Raw genomic sequence first — 23743 nt, 5'->3', positions numbered from 1 at the left:
AGCCCATCACCCGACACCACTAGCCACTTCATGAAGAAAATCGACATGCACGCCCACTTCTTCCCGCGTATCACGCGCGAAGAAGCGGCCCGACTGGACGCCGCCACTGCGCCGTGGCTGCGTATCGACGAAGGCGGCGAGACCGGCAACATCATGCTCGCCGACAAAGCGTTCCGCCCGGTTTATCGCGCCCTGTGGGACCCGGCGCTGCGCATCGAAGAACTCGACCGCCACGGCATCGACCTGCAAGTGGTTTGCGCCACGCCGATCATGTTCGGCTATCGCTACGACGGCCACGCGGTGATGGACTGGGTGCAGCGCATGAACGATCTCGCGCTGGAGCACTGCGCTTACGCGCCCACGCGTCTGAAAGCGATGGCGCAAGTGCCGCTGCAAGACCTCGACCTCGCCTGCGCTGAGGCGTCGCGCGCCAAGGCCACCGGCCACGTCGGCGTGCAAATCGGCAACCACCTCGGCCCGAAAGATCTGGACGACGAACATCTGGTGGCGTTTTTGCGGCACTGCGGCAACGAACACATCCCCGTCTTGGTGCACCCGTGGGACATGATGACCGACGGCCGCATGAAGAAGTGGATGATGCCGTGGCTGGTGGCCATGCCCGCCGAGACGCAACTCTCCATCCTCTCGCTAATTCTCTCGGGCGCGTTCGAGCGCCTGCCGCGCTCGCTCAAGCTGTGCTTCGCGCACGGCGGCGGCGGCTTCCCGTACTTGCTGGGCCGCGCCGAGAACGCGTGGCATTGCCGCGACATCGTGCGCGCCGATAGCCCGCATCCGCCGTCTCATTATCTGGACCGCTTCTACGTCGACAGCGCCGTGTTCGATCCGCGCGCGCTGCGCCTGCTGGTCGAGACGATGGGCGTGGAGCGCATCATGCTCGGCTCGGACCACCCGTTCCCGTTGGGCGAGCAGGACATCGGCAAGCTGGTGGCCGAACAGCCTGAGCTCGACGCGCACGCCCGCGAGCGCATTCTCGTGGGCAATGCCCGGGAGTTCTTCGGCCTGTAACTGGTGCTTTCCCGAGGTGTTTTTGAAATTGCTTGCCTACGTAATAGGCGTCGTTTAGGCTGGGCACTGAAATATTTGATGCTTAAACAATCTACATAATATCGACGTGCCGGACCGGTCATGACCGCCATGAAGAAGCGTTCAGGCCGCCCGGCACGGATCCTCTGCTGACAGTGTTTGCCAGTTCCGGAACTTAGTTTGGAGACCATGATGACGGGAACGAAGACCACGCAACGCAAAACGATCGCAGTCCTGGGCGCTATCGCCGCAGCTGCCGCCATGTTCACGGCGGGCGGCGCACACGCGCAGGTCAAGATCGGTTTCATCGGCACGCTCTCCGGCCCGGGCGGCGCGCTCGGTCAGGACCAGTACGACGCCTTCATGCTCGCGGTCGAGCAAAAGGGCGGCAAGCTGGGCGGTGTGCCCGTGCAGGTGATCAAGGAAGACGACCAGCTCAAGCCCGACGTGGGTGTGCAAGCCGCGCAGAAGTTGGTGGAGCGCGACAAGGTGTCGATCATCACCGGCGTGACGTTCTCGAACGTCATGATGGCCATTCACAAGAACGTGACCAATGCGGGCGTGGTCATGGTCGGCTCGAACGCCGGCCCGACCCCGATTGCCGGCGCGCAATGCTCGCCGAACTTCTTCTCCACCTCGTGGGATAACGACGAACTGCATGAAGCCGGCGGTCAGCTCTCGACCGATTTGGGCTACAAGAAGATGTACGTCATGGCCCCGAACTATCAAGCCGGTCGCGATGCCGTGAACGGCTTCAAGCGCGACTACAAGGGCCAGATCGTCGACGAGGTGTACACGCAGGTCAACCAGCCCGACTACTCGGCTGAAATTGCCCAGTTGCAGGCCGCCAAACCCGACGCCGTCTACGTGTTCTACCCGGGCGGCATGGGCGTGAACTTCGTCAAGCAATACCGTCAGGCCGGGCTGCTCGGCAAGATTCCGCTGATCTCGGTCTCGACCATCGACGGCTCGACCCTGCCCGCGCTCAAGGAGCTTGCCGTAGGTGCTATTACCAGCGCCCCCTACTCGCCCGATCTCGATAACGCGCAGAACAAGCAATTCGTCACGGCCTTCCAGAAGAAGTACAACCGCGTGCCGTCGATGTACGCCGCGCAGTCGTACGACGCGGCCAACCTGATCGACTCGGCGCTCACCAAGACGAAGGGCAGCGTCGCCGATCGTGAAGCGCTGCGCGCCGCACTCAAGCAAGCCGACTTCTCGTCGGTGCGCGGTCCGTTCAAGTTTGCGAGCAATCAGTTCCCGGTCGCGCAGTTCTATCGCGTGGACGTCGTCAAGGACAGCGCAGGTGCGGCCTTCGCGACCAAGGGCCAGATCAAGATTCAGACGCGTGCCGACCTGGCCGCGCAGTGCAAGATCAAGTCGTAAGTTCGATTCGCCTGGTGTGATTCGTCTTTAGCGGCCACGCCCGAGTGCATTACGGGTGGCCGCGAGTGCCCCGGTGCCGATGATTCGTCGGCACCGGCGGCCCTGCACTTGCACGTCCCGCACGATCTGTACGAGCTGAGCATTACCTGAGCACTATCGAGGGTTTATGAAGCGCTACCGCAATTTCGACGAGGCCGAGCTGGACGTTGAGTACAACGCCCGCGCCACCACGCCCAACGTTCTCGACATCCTGAAGCAATACGCCGCCCAGAGCGCGCATGCCCGCGCTACGGTTCCCTGCGTCCTCGACGTCGCCTACGGCGATCATCCCGACGAGACGCTCGACATTTTCCCCGCACCCGTCCCCGGCGCCCCGGTGTTCTTCTTCGTTCACGGCGGCTACTGGCGCGCGCTGAACAAGAGCGACTCCAGCAATATGGCCCCGGCGTTCACCAAGGCCGGTGCGACCGTCGTCACGATCAACTATTCGCTCGCGCCGGGCGCGTCGCTCGACACCATCGTCGATCAGACCCGCCGCGCACTCGCCTGGGTGTATCGCCATATCGGCGAGCACCACGGCGACGCGAAACGCATCCACGTGTGCGGCAGCTCCGCTGGCGGGCATCTCGCAGGCATGCTGCTCGCGCAGGGCTGGCATGCGAAATACGGCGTGCCGGAAGACGTTGTCGCCGGTGCCGCACCGCTCTCGGGCCTGTTCGATCTCACACCGATTCCGTTCACGCATATCAACGAATGGATGAAGCTCTCGGCGGACGACGCCACACGCAACAGCCCGCATTTTCATTTGCCCTCGCACGGCTGCCCGATCGTGGTGTCGTACGGCGAGACCGAGACAGCCGAATTTAAGCGCCAGAGCGTGGACTATCTCGCCGCCTGGCGCGAGCGCGGCTTCGCGGGTGAATACGTGCCGATGCCGGGCACCAATCACTTCGATATCGTGCTGACGTTGAACGATGCCACCGCCCCGCTGACGCAGGCCATCTTCCGTCAGATGGGCTTGCTCCAGGGGGCCGCATGAGTCCGACTCTGTTCATCATGCAGTGCCTGAACGGGCTACAGCTCGGGGTGCTGCTGTTTCTGATGGCCGCCGGGCTCACGCTCGTATTCGGCATCATGAACTTCGTGAACCTCGCGCACGGCTCGCTGTACATGATGGGCGCGTTCATCGCGGCCACTGTCTACAACCACACCGGGTCGTTCGCGCTGGCCGCCATCGCGATCATTCCCGCCATGCTGATCATCGGGCTGATCGTCGAGTTTGTTGCGCTCAAAACGCTGTACGACCGTGACCACCTCGATCAGGTGCTCGCGACCTTTGGCCTGATTCTGTTCTTCAACGAACTCGCCCGCATGATTTGGGGCCCGTCGCCCTACTACATGGAAGTGCCCGAGTGGCTGGGCGGCACGGTCGATCTGTTCGGCCTGCAATACCCGGCATATCGCTTCCTCATCATCGTGGTGGGCCTTGCCGTCGCCCTCGGCTGCTATCTGCTGATTCACCGCACGCGCATCGGCATGCTGATTCGCGCCGGTGCCACACACCGCCAGATGGTCGGCGCGCTCGGCGTGAATATCGTGCTGCTCAACTCGCTGCTGTTCGGGCTGGGCGCGATTCTCGCGGGCATTGCTGGCCTGATGGCCGGCCCAATCCTCTCGGTCCAACCGGGCATGGGCGAGCCGATCCTGATTCTGACGATGGTGGTGATCGTGATCGGCGGCATCGGCTCGGTGCGCGGCGCGTTTCTCGCAGCGCTCATCGTCGGCGTGGTCGATACCGTCGGGCGCACGTTGCTGCCCACGCTGCTGCGCAGTTTGATGGAGCGCAGCACCGCCGACACCGCAGGCCCTGCCCTCGCTTCGATGCTCATCTACCTTGTCATGGCTGCGGTGCTCGCAGTGCGTCCGCAAGGCCTGTTCCCGGTCAAACACGGTTGACGATGGAAATGAAACTGAATCTACGCACCGCCGTGCCGCTGCTGTTGCTGGCCTTTCTGGCGCTGGTGCCCCTGTACGCGACGGCTGTGCAACAGCCGTTCTATCTCACCCTGTTCGGGCGCATCGTCGTGTTCGCTATCGCGGCCGTCTCGCTCGATCTGATTCTCGGCTATGGCGGCATGGTGAGCTTTGGCCACGCGTTGTATCTGGGGATCGGGGCTTACGTCGTCGGTATTCTGAGCTTTCACGGCATCGATAACGGCTTCGTGCATCTGGGCGTGACGCTCGTGGTGTGCGCGCTCGTCGGTGCACTGACCGGCCTGCTCTCGCTGCGCACGACCGGCATCGCGTTCATCATGATTACGCTCGCGTTTGCCCAGATGTTCTACTTCCTCGCTGTCGGTCTGAAGCAGTACGGTGGCGACGACGGTCTGCCGGTGGCCGCTGGCAGCCGCTTCGGCACCGTCTCGCTCGACGACCCGGCCGTGCTCTATTACGTGGCGTTCGCCGTGCTCTGCCTGTGCGTCTGGGCGGGCCGCCGCTTGGTCGATGCACGCTTCGGCATGGTCATTCGTGGCAGCCGCCAAAACGACCGCCGCATGCGCGCGCTGGGCTACCCGACGCTGCGCTACAAGCTCGTGGCGTATGTCATTAGCGCGATGGTCTGCGGCGTGGCGGGCATGCTCTACGCCAACCTCACGCACTTCGTCTCGCCCGCCTACATGGCGTGGACGGCGTCGGGAGAGCTGATCGTGATGGTGGTGCTGGGCGGCCTCGGGTCGTTCTTCGGCCCGGTGCTGGGTAGCACCGCGATGTTGCTGATCGAAGAAGGGCTGAAGGGGCTGACCGAACACTGGATGATCATCTTCGGGCCGCTGATCGTGGTGTCGGTGCTGGTCTCGCGCCGCGGCCTCTACGGGCTGCTCGGCGACCTGCAAGTGCGTCTGGCGCGTCGCGCACGCACCGTGGAGGGCAAAGCATGAGCCTGCTCAAAGTCGACCAACTGGTCAAACGCTACGGCGGGCTGACGGCCACCGACCACTTCTGTCTAGATGTCGCCCCCGGCGAACTGCACGCGATCATCGGACCCAACGGCGCAGGCAAGAGCACGCTGATCGGCCAGTTGGCCGGTGAGTTGCGCTCCGACGAAGGTTCGATTCATTTCAACGGGCGCGACATCACGGGCATGCCGATCGAGCAGCGTGCGCGTGCCGGGCTGGCCCGTTCGTATCAGATCACGTCGGTGTTTCGCGAATTCACCGCGTTGGAAAACGTGCTGGTGGCCGTGCAAGCGATGCAAGGTCATAGCTTCGGATTCTGGCGTCCGGCCATTCGTCAGGCGTCGCTCGTCGAACCGGCGCGTGAAATTTTGGCGCGCACCGGGCTGGCGGCACGCATGAACGTCCCCGCTTCCGCACTCGCGCACGGCGAGCATCGTCAGCTCGAACTGGCCATGGCGCTTGCCGGACAGCCCAAGCTGTTGCTGCTCGACGAGCCGATGGCGGGCATGTCGCAAGCCGAATCGGAGCAGATGACGCACCTGCTCGCCGAACTCAAGGGCGATTACGGCATCGTGCTCGTCGAACACGATATGGACGCCGTGTTCGCACTGGCCGACCGCATCACGGTGCTGGTCTACGGCCGCGCGATTGCGTGCGGCGACGCCGACACCATCCGCAACGACGCGGGCGTGCGCGAAGCCTATCTCGGGGACGAAACCCGCAACGAAATGCTGGGAGCGACGGCATGAGCACTTTGTTGTCTTTGGCCGGCGTCGAGTCGTACTACGGGGCGAGTCAGGCGCTGTTCGGCATGCAATTGGATATCGAGCGTGGCGCGTTCGTCACGCTGCTCGGTCGCAACGGCATGGGCAAGTCGACCACGGTGAAGTCGATCACCGGGCTGATGCGCCCGGCGCGCGGCGAGATCGTTTTCGACGGCCAGCCGATTCACGCCAGCCCGTCGCATCGCATCGCGCGAGCCGGGATGGGGCTCGTGCCCGAGGGCCGTCAGATCTTCCCGACGCTGACAGTGCGCGAGAACCTTGTGGCCACTGCGGGCAATCGTCACGGGGCGTCTTCGCCGTGGACGCTCGCGCGCATCTACGAACTGTTTCCCCGCCTGCGCGAGCGCGAGAAAAATCTCGGCAGCAATCTCTCGGGTGGCGAGCAGCAAATGCTCGCGATCGGGCGGGCGCTGATGACGAATCCGAAATTGCTCATTCTCGACGAGGCCACCGAAGGTCTCGCGCCGCTCATTCGCGGTGAAATCTGGCAATGCCTCAAGCAACTCAAAGGCAGCGGGCTGTCGATTCTCTGCATCGATAAGAATCTGGCCCCGATGCTCGAGCTTGGCGATCGCCACTACATCGTCGACAAGGGCCGTGTGGCTTGGCAGGGAGACTCGTCCGGACTGCGTCGCGACATGGCCGAGTTGCAGACGTATCTCGGCGTGTGAGTCTGAATCGAGATGTCGGAATTTGCGCATGCGAGGCGTGCGCACCACCACTCTGCGGCACTCGGGCATCACCTGAGTGCGTAGTACTCGATAGGTGTCAGACGCGAAAATCACGAGAGTTTTGTGAAAGCGCCCGAACAGACGTTGTGTTGCAATCAGTCCCGCTTGATTGACTTCATGCGCCTAGCGCGACCCGCGCTTTTCACGCTTTCCACTTAACTCACCCACTGACACCGGGCAGGACTATGGCTTACTCGAATACGCCTTCCAATCCGTTCCGCTGGCTGCTCTCGCAGGACACCGGTGCGCCACCGCCTACCGAGCCGGCGCACGTCAAAAGCGGACTCCCAGCGGACTTACCGCTCAACATCAAAGAACTGCCACGTACGCCGTTACCGAAGTTGGAAGTCTTTCCAGAGGAGTTGCTTGCCTTGCGCAAGCATCTGGGCATGTCGCGCAATGTCTTTGCGCACTACTTGCGAACCAACCCGCGCACGCTGGAGAACTGGGAGCAAGGTCGCGCGCGGCCCAATGCGCAGGCCGTGTGCCTGATTCGCCTCGTTCAACAGAACCCGGGACTGGTGTCGGCGCTCGCCGGCCTTTGATCCCGGCACACTGAGTACTACGTGCGTATCCGAGGGCGGCCAACGGCATCTAGTCATACGGGCCGGTGAGCCGCCCCACTTTCCCTCAGGGCTTCAGGCCGCAGGCTTCACGCAGACACGCGACGAAGCGCTCGCACGCCGGGCTGGGCTGTTTATCCGAGCGCAGCGAATAGCCCACATCGCCGAAGCTGCCCGATACCGTGTCGGCCAGCACGCGCAGCAACCCCGAATCGACAAACGGCTTGGCCGCGGCTCGCGGCATCAGCGCCACGCGCGGCGATTCGAGCATCAAACCGATGTTGGTGAGAATCGACAGCGACTCGACGACATCTTCCGGCAGCGGCAACCCTGCGTCGTGAAAGAGCCGCTCGGCCGCCAAGCGCGACGGCGACTCGGGCACCGGCAGAATCCATGCGCCTTCGCGCAATTGCGCCAGCGGCACACGCTCCGGCGATGCCGGCCAGTGACGCACCCCGCCAACCACGCAGAGCGATTCGTTGAACAGGATTTCGTGTGTCAGCGCAAACGCGTTGGCCACCGGTAGCGCCCGCTCGGGCAGCCGCCCCACGACGATATCCAGATCGCCGCTCGCGAGCGCCGGGAAAAGCTGCGCCGTGGTCGCTTCGCGCACCGTCACCAACACGCCCGGCGCACGCGACTTGAGCATCGCAATCGTGCGCGGTAGCAGGTCGGCCGATGCCGAGATCAGCGTCCCGACGATCACATGACCACTTGTGCCCGCACTGAACGAATTGACCTCGTCGGTCAGATAACGCAACTCGGCCATCAGCGATTTCACGCGATGGCCGAGCAACTCGCCTAGCTCGGTGGGCTGCATCCCCCGGTTGCTGCGCACGAACAGCGGCCCTTCAAAACAGGCCTCCAGTTCATGCACGATCTTGCTGACCGCAGGTTGCGTAAGCCCCGTCTCGTTGGCGGCACGCACCAGCGAGCCCGTTTCGAGCACGCGATCGAAGACTTGGAGTTGATGGAACTTGAGCTTTCGCCCGAGGTTGAGGGCAGTCCAGGGCAATGAACGCATCGGGATCCCGTTCAGGCCGCAGCCGCCGGGGGCGGCGAACCCGACCCTACCCCCTGCGGCACCGGCGTGGCGTCGGCAGGCTCGCCCGACAAGAAAGCGGCGACGAACTCTTCGAGCATCGCCACGTCCGGCAGCGAGGCCGGGTTGACATGATGATTGACGAGGCAGCCGTCGAAGGTCAGCACCAGCATGTCGACCAGCCGCGCGCGTCGCACGCTGTCGCGGGCCAGACTCGGAGCGCTAGCCGCGAGCATCGCCGAGAGCCGTTCACGAAACCACTGTAGCAACGACGGATCGTACGGATCGCCGGGGCTTACCGTGGCGAGTGCCTGCACGAGATTGTGCGAAAAGCCGTTGTCGAGCCGCGGCGTCTCCACCAGTACCCCGGCCAGCAAGCGGCGCATGCGCGCTTGCGCGCCGTGTGCCGCGAGCACCTCGGCTTCGAGCGTGGTAATGCGCGCCTTGAACCAGCGCTCGTAGACGCAGAAGAAGACTTGCAGCTTCGCAGTGAAGTAACTGTAAATGTTCGCGTGCGAAATACCGGCGCGCTTGGCGATCTGCACCATCGTGGTGTCGACGTACCCCTTCTCGAGAAACAGGGCGTGCGACGCTGCGAGGATGGCCAGACGAATGTCTTCTTTCTTGACTTGTGGCATGAGTAAGCCTGCGCGGGTAAGCCGCGCACCTCAATCGAAATTTCTTGACCTCAGCTGAGGCAATACCGAACGTCAGCGGGGCTAGTATGCCAGCGCTCACGCAGCTTGCGGCGAAAACTAAGCGCAAACACTCCCCCGGACTTTCCCGGTATTCCAACGCATACAACGCGGTTTGCGATGACAGACATCGCGTTATACGCTGGATTACCGCGTATTACACGCATCGCCCGATGGGACTTGTCTGATGTTTTGGCGCGTATCGCCGCAGCGTCCAACATCGTCTCTAGCATGTGGACCTTCCGCCGCTTTCATATACGACGAAATACGCGAAGCCACGTGTCACTCCCGCCATCTCATCAGCCCCCGCCATCGTCCTCACAGTCGTCCTCTTCGTCGTGCTCATCGTCGTCTGTTACGACGTCCTCACGGGTCGCCCCGGCCGCTTCATTGAGTCGTGCCGATATCTGGCTGATGGCGATCGCCTGCGGACTGGCGGTCGCGAATCTCAACTACTGCCATCCGATGCTCGGCCATATCGGCGAACACTTCGGCACGGGGGGCTGGCAACTGTCGCTCATACCGGCAGCGGCCCAACTGGGGTACGCGGCAGGTCTGCTGTTACTCACCCCGCTCGGGGATCGTGTGGCTGACCGGCGTCGACTGATCGTCTGGCAGATGATCGGCCTGTGCGCGGCACTCACCGCCGCGACGTTGGCTACGCAATTTGCGGTACTTGTCGTGGCGAGCTTCGCCATCGGCGTGACCGGCACCGTCGCGCAACACATCGTGCCGATGGCGGCGCAACTTGCGCTGCCCGAGCGGCGCGGTGCCGTGGTCGGCACGGTGGTGAGCGGTCTGCTCATCGGCATTCTCGGCGCGCGCACATTGGCCGGATGGGTGGCCACCTGGTGGCATTGGCGGGCGATGTTCGCCATCGCTGCCGTCGCCATGCTGTGTCTGGCCGCGTTACTCGGCCGCCGGTTGCCTTATGCGCCGCCCACGACGTCGATGACTTACACCGCGTTGTTGCGCTCGATGATCACGCTCTTTGCACGGCATCGCGCGCTGCGGCAATCGGCGCTCATCGGCGGGCTGTTGTTCGCGGCCTTCAGCGCCTTTTGGTCCACGCTGGCGCTCTGGCTGGCTAGCCCGGTGCATGGTCAGCATGCGGGTGTGGCGGGCACGTTCGGTGTCATCGGCATTGCGGGCGCCCTCGCGGCCCCGCTTGCCGGACGCCACACCGATCGCGGTGGGCCGCACCGCGTGCTGTGGATCGGCATCGGCGCGGTGGTGCTCTCATTCGGTGCACTTTGGGTGGGGCAGGCAAGTCTCGTCGGCTTGGCGCTCGGCGTCATCGTGCTCGATCTGGGCATGCAGACTGCACAGATCGCCAATCAGACGCGCATCTACGCGCTCGACGCCGAAGCCACCAGCCGCCTCAACACGCTCTACATGAGTGTTTACTTCTTGATGGGTGCGGCAGGTTCTGCGCTCGGCGTGATGGCGTGGAGCCTCTGGGGATGGGACGGTGTCTGCGCCCTCGGACTGCTCCTCGGCTTGCTCGCCTGTGGCGTGCACCGCGGTGGCGCACGCGGCGACGTATCTCCTTGACGTGTCTCCTCACGTGTTTCTGCGACGAGTTTTTTTCGACTTCTCGACAGGTTTCTACGACCTCTTCTTGCCCTCAAATTTGACGTCATCCACGCGTCCTACACCATCCACCTTCATGGTGTGTCAGCGGCCTCCTACATCGTTCGGAGTGCTTGATATGGTCTACAGTGAAACCACGCTGACTGCGTAGTTCAAGGCGTTTCGGTTCGTACAGCCGTGCGGTGCAAGGCCATTACAAAGACTTACAAGATCGCGCGATCTTATTCACGTATCGAGCGTCGAACCATTGTCGATCCATGATGACGACGGGTGGGATCAACACTGCCCTCGCAAGGAGGTCATGATGCGAAAAAACCGAATGAGCTTGACCGATACGAATCGCGCGGCCACATGCCTGTCGAATCCCTCGACACGCCGAGTGGCCTCCGCGGCAACGGCAGCAGGTTTGCTTTCCGTGCTGCTCACCTTAGCGGGTTGTGCGTACGAAGCGCCGCCGCAGCCTCGGTTGCCGTATCGCGGCAACGAAGCGACGAACCCGGCGTACGACCCGAGGTGCGGTCCGCCGCCGTACGCGGCTGGCACGCCATGCAGTCCGTATGCCGCCCCGCCGCAGCCAGTGGCACCGGCGACCGATGCCTACGGACGTCCGTACCCGCCGACCGATGGCTATGGCCGACCGTATCCGTCCGATGCGCAGGGCCGCCCGTACCCGCCGCCGCCTCCGCCGCCTGCCTATCAGGAGACGTACCCGGCCAACGGCTTGGGGGCGCCGACACCGGGTTCGGAAACGGCCCACTGATCGCTCACCGATGCCATCGAGGCCAACACGGCTATCAAGGCATTACGAACAGCAGGCCCGCGCCGACGAGCGCGGCCTGCAAGTCCCGGGGCACCGTGCCCCTTTGAAGGAGTCATGCTTCATGAATACGACACAACAACGGATCTCGCGCGCTGCCGGCACCCTGCTCATCGGGGCCGCGCTGATCGGCTCGCTGGCAGGTTGCGGTGGAATGACACCGCGTGAATCGCGTAACACGGCAGTCGGTGCCGGTGTCGGCGCGCTGGGCGGGGCACTGATCTCCGGCGGCGACTTGGGTACCACCGTCGGTGGCGCTGTCGTCGGTGGTGTGATCGGTAACGTGATTACGAACGACCGCCGCCGCTAATCCACCGCCGAGCCACGTCGAATCACGTCGACTCGCGCCATTCACCCAGACACTCCAGGAGAAAGTGCGACATGACCACTCCCACTCCCACTACCCAACGCCAACGCTCCCAACGCATGACGGGGACGATTGAAACCCTGCGCACGCGGCGTATCGGCCGCGCGACGCTTGCCGCCATCACACTGTGCGCAGGCGCTGCCGCGCTGTCGCTGGTTGCGCTGCCTAGCTATGCGCAGTCGAATGCACCGATCAACGGCGTCGTACCGACAACGCCCGCACCGCCGCCACCGGCGGCCGCCGCTGGCCCCGATTACAGCGACGCCGCCGATCAGAACGCGGCACTGGGTCTGTATTTGCAGCGCTCGTTCGACGCGATCGATACCAACCACGACGGCAAGATCGACCGCAACGAATGGGCCGCGTACCAACGCAGTCAGATCGATGCCCGCCGCGCCACCTTCGAGCGCTACTTCAAGGCCGCCGACAAGGATGGTGACGGCTACCTGAGCCGCGATGAAGTCGCCGCCGCGGAGCCGTTCCTGTACCAGCATTTCGACGAGATCGACGTCAATCACGACGGCAAGCTCTCGCCCGCCGAAATCCGGGCTTACTTCCGCCGCTACTATCACGAGCGCGCCCAGGCCGACGCCGCCACGACGAAACCCTAACGTCAGGCACGCATCGGGCGTAACCATGCGCTACCCAATGAAAAACGCCACGGCAAATTGCCGTGGCGTTTTTCTTAGCGCGTTGCCTTCAGGGGTGAAGCACCGAAGGCATCTGGCAGCTTACGGATGCGTGAAGAACTGCGCGATCACTGCGGCGCCCATGAAGGTACCGGCGTTCGCGAGGAACGACACGACCACGATGCGCCAGCCCAGCTTGCGGAATGCGGGCACGTCCTTGGCGACCGACAGACCTGCGAACGTCAGCATCGGCGTGACCAGCGACAGGAAGTTGATCTTGCCGGTGAACTGCTCGACGATCGGCGCGTACGGGAACGCGGGCGAGGTCAGGAACATGGCCACGAGCGACACCCAGCACACCGCCGGCACCTTGCGGCGCGTGACGTAGTACAGCGCTTCGCCCACGAGCACGGCACCGATGATCACCAGCATGCCCGGCACACCGTCGATGAACGACGTCTTGAAGGCCATGCTGTTACCCAGCAGTGCCAACGCACCCGAGAAGACCCAAGCGAACAGGCGTGCACCGAAGTTCATGTCGACGGTGTGGGCCTTGCTGGCTTGCTTCAGTTCTTGTGCGGCTTCGGCATCGGCCACGGCAGCGGCTTCCGCGTTGGCACGGCCGCGCTTGGTCATGCGACCCAGCACCGGCTCCATCACGCGATAGCCCCAGACGGCGAGCGGCAGCGAGATGAACAGCGTGAAGTACGTCCCGATGGTCGTCGTAATCAGGTTCGACGCCGCGGCAAACGTGGCGACTTCCTTGGCGACTTCCGGCGTTTGTTGTGCAGCGATGGCACCGGCAGCCGCAGCCATCATCGAGCCCGAACCCACACCGGCACCCATGGCGAGTGCGTGCGGGTTGAAGATGTTCAGGCTGGCGATAAAGCCTGCGAACAGCGAGATGAACACGGCACCGAAGATCGTACCGGTCAGGTACTCGGCGAGCACGCCACGGCCTTCCGGCGAATCGAAACCGTACTTTTCACCGATGATCGCAAGACTCGGCTCACGGCCGACCGAGAAGGTCGCGCCGATGGCTTCGCGCTTGATGCCGAGCATCAGGGCGACCGGCAGGCCAAGAATGATCGTGCCGACGAAGTGGCCGAACTCCTGGAACACGAGCGCCCAGCCAGCGGCCACGAGCTTGGGCAGCGAGCCGCCCACGAGCAGACCGAGCTTGGCGACGAAAAGCAGCAGTGCCGGTTGCAGAATGGCAGCCGCCTTGTGTTGCATCGGCAGATCGATCTGCGCGAAGCGCGGCAGGCGGGCTTGGGCGAGGCCCAACGCGGCGCCGAGCAGCAGTGCCCAGACCATCGGCAACAGCACGATCTTGCCGTGACCGGCGTTGATGCTAATCGCACCAATCAGTTCGGCGATGACGAGAATCACAATTGCCCATACATACAGGCGCACGCCATCGCTGAAGGCGCCCCCTTGCGGCTTGGCCGCGTTTTGTTCCATAACTGCCATCTGGGTCTCCACTGCACTTGCTATTGAACCGGTCCGGCGCCATCCGGGTAACCGGACGGCGTACGAACCATTCGATGGTTAAGGAAATTCGACGCGCCACCCGCCCGACTGCTGCGGACTTCCCCCATCGCGCCTCGCGGCGCCATGTTGGCACGCCTCGGTGACAGTAACAGCGCCCCGCGCAGAACCTCCCGAAGGGCGGCATTATACGCGGGTAAAAAACCCCTTCAGACCACAAATCTCGCAGGCTGAAACGGCGTCTTTTTAGACGTAGCCGAACGGCGTGGCCGGGTTGGCGGCCGTCTCGACCCATACGCTCTTGGTTTGGGTGTACTCGTACAGCGCTTCCACACCGCTGGAACGGCCGTAACCGCTATGGCCGTAGCCGCCGAACGGCGAGGCCACATTGATCGTCTTGTAGCCGTTGATCCAGAACGTCCCGGCATTGACCTGTGCTGCCACGCGATGGGCACGGGCCACGTCTTGCGTCCAGACAGCCCCGGCCAGACCGAACTCGCTGTCGTTGGCGATGGCCAGCGCTTCTTCTTCCGTATCGAACGGAATGGCGACCACCACCGGCCCGAAGATCTCGGTACGTGCCACGCCCATCTGGTTGTTCGCATCGGCCAGCACCGTCGGGCGCACGAAGAAGCCGCCGTCGCTACGGTCCTGCGAACCCGCAGCCAGTCGCGCACCGCCTGCCACGCCCGCGTCGATCATGTTCATCACGTGCTGGTACTGGTTGCGATTGCAGATCGGGCCGACTTCGGTCGCGTCGTCGAGCGGCTCGCCCACGCGAATCTTTTCAGCACCGCGCGCCAGCATCTCGATCATCTGGTCGTAGACACCACGTTGCACCAGCAGACGCGATCCCGCGACGCAGCTTTGACCGGCGCTCGAGAAGATGGCGGCTTGCGCGCCAAGGCATGCGCGCTTGAGATCGGCATCGTCGAACACGATATTGGCCGACTTGCCGCCCAGTTCCAGCACGCTCGGCAGCAGACGCTGCGCCGCGGCCGTGGCGATCTTGCTGCCGGTGGCGGGCGAACCCACAAACACCACCTTCTTGATGACCGGATGCGAGATCGCGGCCTGGCCCGTCGTGTGTCCGAAACCGGCGAGCACGTTGATCAAGCCGCGCGGCAAGCCTGCTTGCTCGGCGAGCGACGCTACGGCCAGCGAACTGGCAGGCGTGAGTTCCGACGGCTTGAGCAGCACACCGTTGCCCATGGCGATGGCCGGGGCGAGTTGCCAGCCGCACGTGAACACCGGCGCATTCCACGGCGTGATTTGCAACACCACGCCCATCGCTTCGCGGCGCGTGTAGTTCAGGTGAGTGCTGGGCACGGGAATCACGTCGCCGAAGAACTTGTCGGTCCAACCGGCGTAGTACTCGAACATCTCGGCGACCTTGCCGACTTCGCCGCGGCAATCGCGAATCGGCTTGCCCGCACCGATCGACTCGAGCTGCGCCAGCGCCTCGGCGTTCTCGCGAATCTTCGCGCCGATGGCCTGCATCACGCGGCCACGTGCGGCGTGCGTCAGTGCCCACCAGGTCTTCTGCGCGGCTTGCGCGGCCTCCGCGGCTTGCGCCACCACGGCGGCACCCGCGTCGCGATAGGCCAGCACCTTCTGGCCGGTGGCCGGATTCACGATATCGATATCGCTCTCACCCGTGCCCGTGACCAGTTCACCGTTGACATACGAACCGATGGTCGTGGCATTGGGGAAGAACTTTGCGAATGCGCCAAGCAAGGCGGCGGCTTGTTGATCTGCCATGAAACTAACTCCGTGCGATGCGAGCCGACGCGCCCGGATGGGCGTATCGGCGTGTGAATGGAATGACTCGGGAAATTACGCGCGACCGGCTTCGATGAACTGCACGATGCGGTTGAAGTCCTCGTCGTCGCCGACGCTCTGCGCGCTGGCCGCCCACAGGCGGCCGACTTCGGCCGACAGCGGCCCCGTCGAGAGCGTGCCGGTCTGTTCGGCAAGCGCCATCGCCAGACGCACGTCCTTGCGCATGAGCTTCATCGTGAAGCCCGAGTCGAAGGCGTCGTTAAGAATCCACGTCGGATAGTTGGTCTGCGTAATGCCGCTGCGGCCCGACCCGGCATTCAGCCCTTCGAGCACCTGCGCGGGCTCGACACCCGCTGCCGTGGCCAGACGCATGGCCTCGCCCGCAACGATCAGGTGCGCCGCGCACATCAAGTTGTTGATGAGCTTGGTCACGTGACCCGCGCCCACGTCGCCGATATGCACGCGCTTGGCAGACATCGTGGCCAGCACCGGCTCGATGCGCGCGATGTCGTCCACCGAGCCGCCCAGCACCATCGTGAGCGTGCCATTGAGCGCGCCCTTCGGGCCACCCGAGACGGGTGCGTCGACCAGCGCAATGCCTTTCTCACGCAGCGTTACGGCCAGTGCACGCGTGCTTTGCGGGTCGGCGGTGGACGTGTCGATCACGATCAGCCCTTCGCGACCGTTGGCTGCAATGCCGTCGGCACCGTTCACCACCGCTTCGACAACTTGCGAAGTCGGCAGCGAGAGCACGAGTGCGTCGGCGTCGCGGGTCAGCTCCGCGACCGAATGACGCAAGCCGATGCCCGCTTCCGCCAGCGCCGCCCCGGCGGCCGGCGACGGATCGAAACCGAACACCGTGAAGCCGCCGCGCTGCAACGACAGCGCCATGCCGCGTCCCATATTGCCCAGACCGACCACTCCGATGATTTTCATGTTGACTCCAGTTTGACTGCCAGAATGGCGCCGCCCCACGGGCGATGCCGCGTTTTTCCACCCGTCGGCCCACGCCGCAGGGTTGTCGATCTATCGATCGTTAATCTATTGGAATACTAATGAATGACTGGGGAAGTCTCAGTGACAGTGATTCACGAACTCCAGCACCACATTGCCTGCAAACTCCGGCTCCACGACGAGGCCGTGCTCGTTGTAGCCATACGGCACGCCGTTCTCGCGCCATAACGCCTCGATGTGGGCGAGGTCCGGCGCGAGCAGCGTGATCGCCACCGCATGCGTGCGCGTGGCTTGCGCCATCGGCAGCCCCACTGCCGCGAAGCGCGCTTCGGCGCGTTGGGGCGAGAGTGCGCGGAATTGCCCGCAGCCCGTGTCGGCCATCGCGCCGCCCTGATACAGGTCGACGTGCCGCGCGCCGTACATTCGTTGCCAGCGCGTCGCCAATTGGCGCAGTGCCTCCGGGTCGGGTGCCACGTAGGTGACACCTACGATGCCCGTCACCCCATTAGGGTGTTGCTGCCACTCCGGCACCCAGATCAGCTCGGGCCGATGCTGGTGACAGATGAAATTCGACGCGTCGCCGAGTCCTTCGTCGAGAAACAGCCCGAGCGACACCACGGCTTCGTCACGCGTGCCATCGGGCTTGGTCATCTGACGCCGAAAGTCGATAAACCCCTGCGAGTCGAGGCCCGCGTTCGCCAGCCGGCCGTGGTCGGCCCGCGCGTCCTTGCTGTGCAACGCCACCAGCGACACGCCTTCTTCGCGGGCCAGAAAACTGCCGAGATAGCGGCCGAAACAAAAATCCCCTTGGGCGAGCGTGCCGAACTTGCGGGCATCGTCCACGCCAATCAGCTCGATGAAGTTCTCGCCGAACATCATCAGTGAGGTCACCGTTCCCCACGGGTGATACGACACGGGCGACGGGGTGAACCCCATACGCTGGTAATGCGACAGACGCCGCGGATGGTCATGCACTGTCACCAGCGGATGATCGATACCGAATCGCGTATTCCCCGGAGGAATCATCTGGCGTCTCCGTATTTATCTGGCGCGGAATCGGGCCACCGTCGTCGGGCCTCGCCTGGGTTCGTTGCCCGTCGAAGGGGCCGATCCGCATGCTTCGCAGTGTGGAGTGAAAAAAAACGACGCTCAATGACAACGCTTGAAGATTTTTGTTCTAATTATTAGTCTTTAGGGCATGACACCCGCCATCAATGAAAACCGCCTGCCCTATCTGTTCGAAGCCGTGCAGTGCGGCACCATTCGCGCCGCCGCCGACCGGCTCGACATCGCCCCCTCCGCCGTCAGCCGCCAGATCGCGTTACTGGAGGCGGAACTCGCGCTCCCCCTCATCGAGCGTCATAAACGCGGGGTGCACTTGACCCAAGCCGGCCGCCTGCTCATGGAGTACTACCGCGAGCAGCGCGCGCACCAGGAAGACTTGCTCGCGAAGCTGCAAGAAGTGAGAGGGCTGCGGCGCGGCCACATTCGGCTGGCCGTGGGCGAAGGGTTCGTGAGCGATCTGATGGGTGCGCCGTTGCGGTACTTCTGCAAGCGCTACCCGGATATCACGCTCACGCTCGACCTCGCCGGGACCAACGAGGTCATGCGGGCTGTGGCGGAGGACGATGCCGACATCGGGCTCGTCTATAACCCGCCCGCCGAGCCCAAGATCGTCTCGCGCGCCCAGATGCGGCAACCGGTGCACGCCATCGTCGCCCCCGACTCACCGTTGCGCGCCCGCCTTGCCGCCAGCCCCGCGGGCTCGGCACTCAAGCTCGACGACCTTTACGACACCCCGCTTGCGCTCATGCATGGCGCATACGGCACGCGACAGTTGATGGAATTAGCCGAGCAGGCCGAGAAACATCGTCTCGTCGCGACCGTGACGACCAACTCGATCTCGGTGCTCAAGCACTTCGTGCGCGGCGGGCTGGGGGCGACCTTCCTGCCCGCGTTCGCGATATCTCAGGAGATCGAGGCGGGCGTGCTTTGTGCCCTGCCCGTCGATCACCCCATTCTCGCAAGCGCCGAAGCGCATCTCATCACGCGTGCGGGGCGGCGATTGTCCGGTGCGGCCAACCGGTTGCTCACCCATCTGGCCAGCAAGATGGAGGCGTTCGGTGCCCCCGATTGAGCTACCCGACGGGCCGCGACGATTGATCCGAGCGTTTGGAATCGCGTGACCAGGTTGGGTTTGGCCGACTGGCCCGGTTGCAGGCACGCAACATTTGGGCTACTAAGCCTTTACCCGATGTTGCGGGCTTGCGAATTCGGATATAAAAGAGCCATTCGAGCGAAGGTGCGCTTTGCGTGACATCAGTGTCACGCCACCGATAAAAGCGCTTCGCCACCGATTCCGGCCACACGGAACGCGCGCTCACCGCGCCCGCTGTGGCCTTAACGCCAGTGGACTGCCATGACTACGAACTCTGACGACCAGAGCGTGACGGCTTCCCTCGCAAACGTGCCCGCCCCCTCCTGCGGCTCGCGTTGCCCCGGCGTTGGCGTATGCCAATTTCTTACCATTCGTGACGATTTTTCAGGCTTTACCGGATGCCGAGTGCTTCGCCCCCGCATGGGCGGCGCGCGACGACGACGGTCATAACCACGCAAATGGAAGGTGCGGGGCAAACGCAACCTGGGGAGCAGACCATGAAAAAGAAGCTCATTGCAGCTAGCCTGCTTTGCAGCATCGGCACATTCGCGCATGCGCAATCGAGTGTGCAACTCTATGGCCGCGTGGATGGCGGCTTTCAGTTCATGAACAATTTGCAGGACGGCAATGGCGGCACCGCCTCGCGCTTCAGCGCGCAGGGTGGCGACTACGGCACCAGCCTGTTCGGCCTGCGCGGTTATGAAGATCTTGGGCAGGGATTGCATGCGGTATTCAACTTGGAAGGCGGCTTCCAGTTGATGAACGGCTACAACAACAACGGCTCGGGTTCGATCTTCGACCGGCGTGCGTTGGTGGGCTTCGTCTCGCAGAGCTGGGGGCAATTCACCATCGGGCGCAACCTGTTTATCAGCAACGGTGTGTGGGACTTCGACCCGTTCCAGCAGCAGGCTTTCTCGTCGGCGTCGCTGGTGCGTGGACGTAACTGGCCGCAGGCGAGTAACACGGTCAATTACCAAAGCCCGAATTGGTACGGCTTCGATATCGCGGGCCAGTACGCGTTTTCCAACGTCGTCGGCCAGTTCAACAGCGGCCGTGGCATGGGCGCGCAATTGACCTACACGCACGACCGATTCCAGTTGCGTGCGTTGTATGACGAAATTCGCGATTCCAACGGGCAATTCACCGACGTGTTTGCCTCGTCGCGCGAGTACTTCGCAGGTGCCAACTTCTTCCTGAATCGCTTCACGGTGTCGTTGGGCTACACGCACATGTCGGCACCGGATGCACCGACGCCGAACTTCGCCACGCGTGCCGACCACTACTGGGCTGGCGTGAAGTATCAGGCAACGCAAGCGTGGGCAGCGAATGCCGCCGTGTATCACGTCAACGTGCCGAGCTTCGGTCACGCCACGATGTTCGAGCTGGGCACGACCTACAACCTCTCGAAGCGCACCTTCTTGTATGGCACGGTCGCTTACGTGCTCAACAGCGCCAATCAGAGCTTCTCGGTCGCGGCCATTCCGAGCGATTCGCTCGACAACCCGCCGCCGGGCAAGGGCCAAACCGGTGCGTACATCGGGGTCTCGCACTCGTTCTGAGTTCGGGCATAAAAAAACCCGTCGTCCCCTGTTGGGTACGACGGGTTTTTTGTTTTCTACCGCATCACATCACACGGCTGATCCGCGTGATTACGCCACCGGCTTGCGCTTGGGCTTCACGTCGGTACTGTCGATCTCTTCGAGTACGTCGCGGAATTCTGCGATGTCTTCGAAGCTGCGATACACCGATGCAAACCGGATGTACGCGATCTTGTCCAGACGCTTCAACTCGCGCATCACCAGTTCGCCGATACGTTGGCTCACCACTTCGCGCTCCGCCCCGGCCAGCAGCTTGTACTCGATGCGCGCAATCGCGGCATCCATCGCTTCGGCACTCACGGGACGCTTACGAATCGCCAACTGCATACTGGCGCGCACCTTCGCGCGGTCGTACTCGGCGCGGCTGCCGTCTTTCTTGACGACCGCCGGCATCGTCAACTCGACGCGCTCGTAGGTAGTGAAGCGCTTGTCGCACGACGGACAACGCCGGCGCCGCCGAATGGCAGCGCCGTCTTCCGCTTCACGCGAGTCGATGACTTGCGTGTCGTCGTGCCGGCAGAACGGGCAGCGCATGCGTGCGAAACCGTCCGCTTAGCCGTAGACCGGGAAACGCTTGGTCAACTCGGCCACTTGTGCACGCACCTTGGCCAGGTTTTCCTCGTTTTCCGGGTTGTCGAGCACGTCGGCGATCAGGTTGCCGACCAGCTTGGCTTCTTCTTCCTTGAAGCCGCGCGTGGTCATTGCCGGCGAACCCAGACGCACGCCGCTCGTCACGAACGGCTTTTCCGGATCGTTCGGGATCGCGTTCTTGTTCACGGTGATGTGCGCAGCACCCAGGGCGGCTTCCGCAGCCTTGCCGGTGATGTTCTTCGCGCGCAGGTCGACCAGCATCACGTGCGATTCGGTCTTGCCCGACACGATGCGCAGACCGCGCGCCACCAGCGTCTCGGCCAGCACGCGAGCGTTCTTCACGACTTGCTCTTGGTAAGCCTTGAATTCCGGCGTGGCAGCTTCCTTGAACGCCACGGCCTTACCGGCGATGACGTGCATGAGCGGACCGCCCTGAATGCCCGGGAAGATGGCCGAATTGATCGGCTTCTCGAACTCGGCCTTCATCAGGATCACGCCGCCGCGCGGGCCGCGCAGGCTCTTGTGCGTGGTGGTGGTCACGAAGTCGGCGTGTGGCACCGGGTTCGGATACACACCCGCAGCGATCAGACCGGCGTAGTGCGCCATGTCGACCATGAAATACGCGCCGACCGACTTGGCGATCTTCGCCATGCGCTCGAAATCGATCTTCAGTGCGAAGGCCGAGGCACCGGCCACGATCAGCTTCGGCTTGTGCTCTTGCGCCAGCTTCTCGGCAGCGTCGTAATCGATGTCTTCGTTTTCGTTCAGGCCGTAGCTCACCACGTTGAACCACTTGCCCGACATGTTCACGGGCGAGCCGTGCGTCAGGTGGCCGCCGTGGGCGAGGCTCATGCCCATGATCGTGTCGCCGGGGCGCAGCATGGCGAAATACACGCCCTGGTTGGCTTGCGAGCCCGAATTCGGTTGCACGTTCGCGGCTTCTGCGCCAAACAGTGCCTTCACACGGTCGATCGCCAGTTGCTCGACGACGTCGACGTATTCGCAACCGCCGTAGTAGCGCTTGCCGGGGTAGCCTTCAGCGTACTTGTTGGTCAGTTGCGAGCCCTGCGCTTCCATCACGGCCGGGCTGGTGTAGTTTTCCGAGGCGATCAGCTCAATGTGGTCTTCCTGACGCTGATCTTCCTTCTGAATCGCGGCCCAGACTTCGGGATCGACGGCGGCAACAGTGGATTTCGATTTATCGAACATGGCGTTTGCGTTGAATTGAACAGGTTTTCCGGGAGGGATGGCGCAGCGCATCTTCCTTTGTGCTTCGGAAGACGATAGACAGGGCAGCACCAACCATCACGGCTGCCCAGGCGAACGGCAAATAAGACCCCAGCGCTTCCCGGTGGGTTGCTCCACCTCGGGCGCACAAGGCTGTGCACCCTAATCGCCAGTCACGCGGGGTTTGTGGCGTCGATAGTGTATGCGAGCTTTCGGCGTTAGGCAACCGGCGTTGCCACGCGCACCACAACCTTGCCGAACGCCCCCCGGCGCAGGTGCGCCAGGGCTTCGGGGAAGTCCGCGAAGTCATAAACGGCATCGACCACGGGCACGATTTCATGGGCATCCACGGCCGCCACGAGCGACGCCAGCGCCTGGCGGTGCCCCACCCCAATGCCCTGAATCTGGGCACGTTTGCCCAGCACACCGTAGACCGGCGCGCGCAGCGTTTCGCCGTCGAGCATGCCGATGACCGACACCTTGCCGTTCGGCGCCAGCGCCTTCATGGTGCCCGCCATGTCGCCGCCGGCCAGTTCCAGCACCTGATCGACGCCACGGCCTTCGGTCAGCGCCAACACTTCGTCGGCCCAGCCGTCGTTGCGCAACACGCCGTGGGTCACGCCCAACGCCGCCGCCCGCGCGAGCTTGTCCGCGCTGCCGCTGGTGACAATGGCCTTCGCGCCGTGCGCGAGCGCCAGTTGGGCGCCGAACAGCGCCACACCGCCCGTGCCCGTCGACAGCACCGTCTGGCCCGGCTGCAACTTGTGCCCCGCCTCGAACAGCGCAAACCACGCGGTCAGCCCGGCGCAGGTCAACGTCGACGCTGCCACGTCGTCGAGCGTGGCCGGGGCTGGCACAAGCGCGTTTTCGGGGAAGACGGCGTATTCGCGCAGCACGCCCTGCAACGTCCCGCCGAAGATTTGCAGCCCGACGGGTGCCGCTTCGCCGTCGATCCAGCGGTCCCAGAACGTATTGATGACGCGCTCACCCACCGCCACGCGCGTCACACCGCTACCGACGGCGATCACCTCGCCCGCCATGTCCGAGCCGGGGACGTACGGGAACGTCACCGGCAAACCCATGCCGTTATCGATCATCAGGGCGTCGCGGAAATTGAGCGACACCGCGTTCACTTTCACCAGCACTTCGCCCGGACCGGGCTGGGGCACGTTGACCGTCGCCAGTTCGAGGGCGGCGTCGCCGAGGGTTGCCATCTGCCATTGCGTCATCGTCGTCATCGCTAATTCCTTATCTTGGGGAGCCCCGGCGTCAGGGAGCGCGTCGGGTAGACAAGCATCAGCTTATTGGAGAATACTTCGCGGCAGTGTTGGCG

General features: G+C 63.5%; 23 protein-coding genes and 1 riboswitch. Of the genes, 14 read left to right on the top strand and 9 right to left on the bottom strand.

The genetic code is table 11. The features are described from left to right. The first annotated feature begins 30 nt into the window (after positions 1 to 30). From ACPWR9_RS21490 to ACPWR9_RS21455, 8 genes are all read left to right on the top strand, one after another. Entirely contained in the window at positions 31 to 1026 is a 996-nt protein-coding gene (locus ACPWR9_RS21490; RefSeq protein ID WP_426300428.1) for an amidohydrolase family protein, read from the top strand. A 210-nt stretch (positions 1027 to 1236) separates the two neighbouring features. Further along, complete coding sequence (locus ACPWR9_RS21485; RefSeq protein WP_426300426.1) at positions 1237 to 2430, top strand: ABC transporter substrate-binding protein; 1194 nt, start codon at positions 1237 to 1239, stop codon at positions 2428 to 2430. A gap of 166 nt (positions 2431 to 2596) precedes the next feature. After that, a complete protein-coding gene (locus ACPWR9_RS21480; protein WP_426300424.1) occupies positions 2597 to 3469 on the top strand; it encodes an alpha/beta hydrolase in 873 nt (290 codons plus the stop codon). Beyond that, entirely contained in the window at positions 3466 to 4386 is a 921-nt protein-coding gene (locus ACPWR9_RS21475; RefSeq protein WP_426300422.1) for a branched-chain amino acid ABC transporter permease, read from the top strand. The genes ACPWR9_RS21480 and ACPWR9_RS21475 overlap by 4 nt, the downstream gene beginning before the upstream one ends. An 8-nt stretch (positions 4387 to 4394) precedes the next feature. Further along, positions 4395 to 5369, top strand: a complete 975-nt coding sequence (locus ACPWR9_RS21470; RefSeq protein ID WP_426300420.1) for a branched-chain amino acid ABC transporter permease — start codon at positions 4395 to 4397, stop codon at positions 5367 to 5369. Beyond that, complete coding sequence (locus tag ACPWR9_RS21465; RefSeq protein WP_426300418.1) at positions 5366 to 6136, top strand: ABC transporter ATP-binding protein; 771 nt, start codon at positions 5366 to 5368, stop codon at positions 6134 to 6136. The genes ACPWR9_RS21470 and ACPWR9_RS21465 overlap by 4 nt, the downstream gene beginning before the upstream one ends. Continuing rightward, a complete protein-coding gene (locus ACPWR9_RS21460; protein ID WP_426300416.1) occupies positions 6133 to 6843 on the top strand; it encodes an ABC transporter ATP-binding protein in 711 nt (236 codons plus the stop codon). The genes ACPWR9_RS21465 and ACPWR9_RS21460 overlap by 4 nt, the downstream gene beginning before the upstream one ends. Before the next feature lie 245 nt (positions 6844 to 7088). Further along, positions 7089 to 7448: a helix-turn-helix domain-containing protein gene (locus ACPWR9_RS21455; protein WP_426300414.1), complete on the top strand. Its 360-nt coding sequence runs from the start codon at positions 7089 to 7091 to the stop codon at positions 7446 to 7448. Between the two features lie 85 nt (positions 7449 to 7533). Here ACPWR9_RS21455 and ACPWR9_RS21450 read toward each other — a convergent pair whose 3' ends face one another. Continuing rightward, positions 7534 to 8490: a LysR substrate-binding domain-containing protein gene (locus ACPWR9_RS21450; RefSeq protein WP_426300412.1), complete on the bottom strand. Its 957-nt coding sequence runs from the start codon at positions 8488 to 8490 to the stop codon at positions 7534 to 7536. Positions 8491 to 8501: 11 nt separating this feature from the next. Then, positions 8502 to 9146 (bottom strand): TetR/AcrR family transcriptional regulator, encoded by a 645-nt coding sequence (locus ACPWR9_RS21445; RefSeq protein WP_426300410.1) that lies wholly within the window; start codon positions 9144 to 9146, stop codon positions 8502 to 8504. A gap of 447 nt (positions 9147 to 9593) precedes the next feature. Here ACPWR9_RS21445 and ACPWR9_RS21440 point away from each other — a divergent pair, with 447 nt between their 5' ends. The 4 genes from ACPWR9_RS21440 (at position 9594) to ACPWR9_RS21425 (ending at position 12591) form a co-directional block, all read left to right on the top strand. Then, entirely contained in the window at positions 9594 to 10757 is a 1164-nt protein-coding gene (locus tag ACPWR9_RS21440) for an MFS transporter (RefSeq protein ID WP_426300408.1), read from the top strand. A gap of 358 nt (positions 10758 to 11115) precedes the next feature. Continuing rightward, positions 11116 to 11556, top strand: coding sequence for a hypothetical protein (locus ACPWR9_RS21435; RefSeq protein WP_426300406.1), 441 nt, complete (start codon positions 11116 to 11118; stop codon positions 11554 to 11556). A gap of 121 nt (positions 11557 to 11677) precedes the next feature. Further along, entirely contained in the window at positions 11678 to 11923 is a 246-nt protein-coding gene (locus tag ACPWR9_RS21430) for a glycine zipper 2TM domain-containing protein (RefSeq protein WP_150681496.1), read from the top strand. Positions 11924 to 11994: 71 nt separating this feature from the next. Further along, complete coding sequence (locus ACPWR9_RS21425; RefSeq protein ID WP_426300404.1) at positions 11995 to 12591, top strand: EF-hand domain-containing protein; 597 nt, start codon at positions 11995 to 11997, stop codon at positions 12589 to 12591. Between the two features lie 120 nt (positions 12592 to 12711). Here ACPWR9_RS21425 and ACPWR9_RS21420 read toward each other — a convergent pair whose 3' ends face one another. The 4 genes from ACPWR9_RS21420 to ACPWR9_RS21405 form a co-directional block, all read right to left on the bottom strand. Beyond that, complete coding sequence (locus ACPWR9_RS21420) at positions 12712 to 14082, bottom strand: DUF3100 domain-containing protein (protein ID WP_426300402.1); 1371 nt, start codon at positions 14080 to 14082, stop codon at positions 12712 to 12714. Between the two features lie 264 nt (positions 14083 to 14346). Next, the gene (locus ACPWR9_RS21415) at positions 14347 to 15861 is read right to left on the bottom strand and encodes an aldehyde dehydrogenase family protein (RefSeq protein ID WP_426300400.1); all 1515 of its coding nucleotides are present in this window, start codon (positions 15859 to 15861) and stop codon (positions 14347 to 14349) included. A gap of 75 nt (positions 15862 to 15936) precedes the next feature. Continuing rightward, positions 15937 to 16857, bottom strand: coding sequence for an NAD(P)-dependent oxidoreductase (locus tag ACPWR9_RS21410; RefSeq protein WP_426300398.1), 921 nt, complete (start codon positions 16855 to 16857; stop codon positions 15937 to 15939). A 99-nt stretch (positions 16858 to 16956) separates the two neighbouring features. Beyond that, positions 16957 to 17862, bottom strand: a complete 906-nt coding sequence (locus tag ACPWR9_RS21405; protein WP_426300396.1) for a VOC family protein — start codon at positions 17860 to 17862, stop codon at positions 16957 to 16959. A 172-nt stretch (positions 17863 to 18034) separates the two neighbouring features. On the opposite strand from ACPWR9_RS21405, the gene ACPWR9_RS21400 reads away from it, so the two are divergent. Together ACPWR9_RS21400 and ACPWR9_RS21395 are read left to right on the top strand one after the other, a co-directional pair. Further along, a complete protein-coding gene (locus ACPWR9_RS21400; protein ID WP_426300394.1) occupies positions 18035 to 18973 on the top strand; it encodes a LysR family transcriptional regulator in 939 nt (312 codons plus the stop codon). Positions 18974 to 19491: 518 nt separating this feature from the next. Then, entirely contained in the window at positions 19492 to 20553 is a 1062-nt protein-coding gene (locus tag ACPWR9_RS21395) for a porin (protein WP_426300392.1), read from the top strand. A 90-nt stretch (positions 20554 to 20643) separates the two neighbouring features. Here the strand turns inward: ACPWR9_RS21395 and nrdR are convergent, their stop codons facing one another. The 3 genes from nrdR to ACPWR9_RS21380 all read right to left on the bottom strand — a co-directional run bounded on the left by nrdR (position 20644) and on the right by ACPWR9_RS21380 (position 23639). After that, positions 20644 to 21126, bottom strand: coding sequence for a transcriptional regulator NrdR (nrdR, locus tag ACPWR9_RS21390; protein WP_058377782.1), 483 nt, complete (start codon positions 21124 to 21126; stop codon positions 20644 to 20646). Between the two features lie 18 nt (positions 21127 to 21144). After that, positions 21145 to 22392: a serine hydroxymethyltransferase gene (glyA, locus tag ACPWR9_RS21385; RefSeq protein WP_426300390.1), complete on the bottom strand. Its 1248-nt coding sequence runs from the start codon at positions 22390 to 22392 to the stop codon at positions 21145 to 21147. Between the two features lie 97 nt (positions 22393 to 22489). Then, a riboswitch (ZMP/ZTP riboswitch) is annotated at positions 22490 to 22597 on the bottom strand. A gap of 31 nt (positions 22598 to 22628) precedes the next feature. Further along, the gene (locus ACPWR9_RS21380; protein WP_426300652.1) at positions 22629 to 23639 is read right to left on the bottom strand and encodes a zinc-dependent alcohol dehydrogenase family protein; all 1011 of its coding nucleotides are present in this window, start codon (positions 23637 to 23639) and stop codon (positions 22629 to 22631) included. Positions 23640 to 23743 lie beyond the last annotated feature (104 nt).

Source organism: Pandoraea pneumonica, from assembly GCF_049918595.1.
Taxonomy (GTDB): Bacteria; Pseudomonadota; Gammaproteobacteria; order Burkholderiales; family Burkholderiaceae; genus Pandoraea; species Pandoraea pneumonica_A.
The sequence above is the reverse complement of the archived record's forward strand: the minus strand, read 5'-3'. Positions and strand labels throughout refer to the sequence as shown.

Coding starts and splice junctions, on each gene's coding strand:
- ACPWR9_RS21395 (WP_426300392.1), top strand. CDS start 19,492: ATGAAAAAGAAGCTCATTGCAGCTAGCCTGCTTTGCAGCATCGGCACA.
- ACPWR9_RS21490 (WP_426300428.1), top strand. CDS start 31: ATGAAGAAAATCGACATGCACGCCCACTTCTTCCCGCGTATCACGCGC.
- ACPWR9_RS21460 (WP_426300416.1), top strand. CDS start 6,133: ATGAGCACTTTGTTGTCTTTGGCCGGCGTCGAGTCGTACTACGGGGCG.
- ACPWR9_RS21430 (WP_150681496.1), top strand. CDS start 11,678: ATGAATACGACACAACAACGGATCTCGCGCGCTGCCGGCACCCTGCTC.
- ACPWR9_RS21470 (WP_426300420.1), top strand. CDS start 4,395: ATGAAACTGAATCTACGCACCGCCGTGCCGCTGCTGTTGCTGGCCTTT.
- ACPWR9_RS21420 (WP_426300402.1), bottom strand. CDS start 14,082: ATGGCAGTTATGGAACAAAACGCGGCCAAGCCGCAAGGGGGCGCCTTC.
- ACPWR9_RS21445 (WP_426300410.1), bottom strand. CDS start 9,146: ATGCCACAAGTCAAGAAAGAAGACATTCGTCTGGCCATCCTCGCAGCG.
- ACPWR9_RS21465 (WP_426300418.1), top strand. CDS start 5,366: ATGAGCCTGCTCAAAGTCGACCAACTGGTCAAACGCTACGGCGGGCTG.
- nrdR (WP_058377782.1), bottom strand. CDS start 21,126: ATGCGCTGCCCGTTCTGCCGGCACGACGACACGCAAGTCATCGACTCG.
- ACPWR9_RS21435 (WP_426300406.1), top strand. CDS start 11,116: ATGAGCTTGACCGATACGAATCGCGCGGCCACATGCCTGTCGAATCCC.
- ACPWR9_RS21425 (WP_426300404.1), top strand. CDS start 11,995: ATGACCACTCCCACTCCCACTACCCAACGCCAACGCTCCCAACGCATG.
- ACPWR9_RS21405 (WP_426300396.1), bottom strand. CDS start 17,862: ATGATTCCTCCGGGGAATACGCGATTCGGTATCGATCATCCGCTGGTG.
- ACPWR9_RS21480 (WP_426300424.1), top strand. CDS start 2,597: ATGAAGCGCTACCGCAATTTCGACGAGGCCGAGCTGGACGTTGAGTAC.
- ACPWR9_RS21450 (WP_426300412.1), bottom strand. CDS start 8,490: ATGCGTTCATTGCCCTGGACTGCCCTCAACCTCGGGCGAAAGCTCAAG.
- ACPWR9_RS21400 (WP_426300394.1), top strand. CDS start 18,035: ATGACACCCGCCATCAATGAAAACCGCCTGCCCTATCTGTTCGAAGCC.
- ACPWR9_RS21380 (WP_426300652.1), bottom strand. CDS start 23,639: ATGACGCAATGGCAGATGGCAACCCTCGGCGACGCCGCCCTCGAACTG.
- glyA (WP_426300390.1), bottom strand. CDS start 22,392: ATGTTCGATAAATCGAAATCCACTGTTGCCGCCGTCGATCCCGAAGTC.
- ACPWR9_RS21415 (WP_426300400.1), bottom strand. CDS start 15,861: ATGGCAGATCAACAAGCCGCCGCCTTGCTTGGCGCATTCGCAAAGTTC.
- ACPWR9_RS21475 (WP_426300422.1), top strand. CDS start 3,466: ATGAGTCCGACTCTGTTCATCATGCAGTGCCTGAACGGGCTACAGCTC.
- ACPWR9_RS21485 (WP_426300426.1), top strand. CDS start 1,237: ATGACGGGAACGAAGACCACGCAACGCAAAACGATCGCAGTCCTGGGC.
- ACPWR9_RS21455 (WP_426300414.1), top strand. CDS start 7,089: ATGGCTTACTCGAATACGCCTTCCAATCCGTTCCGCTGGCTGCTCTCG.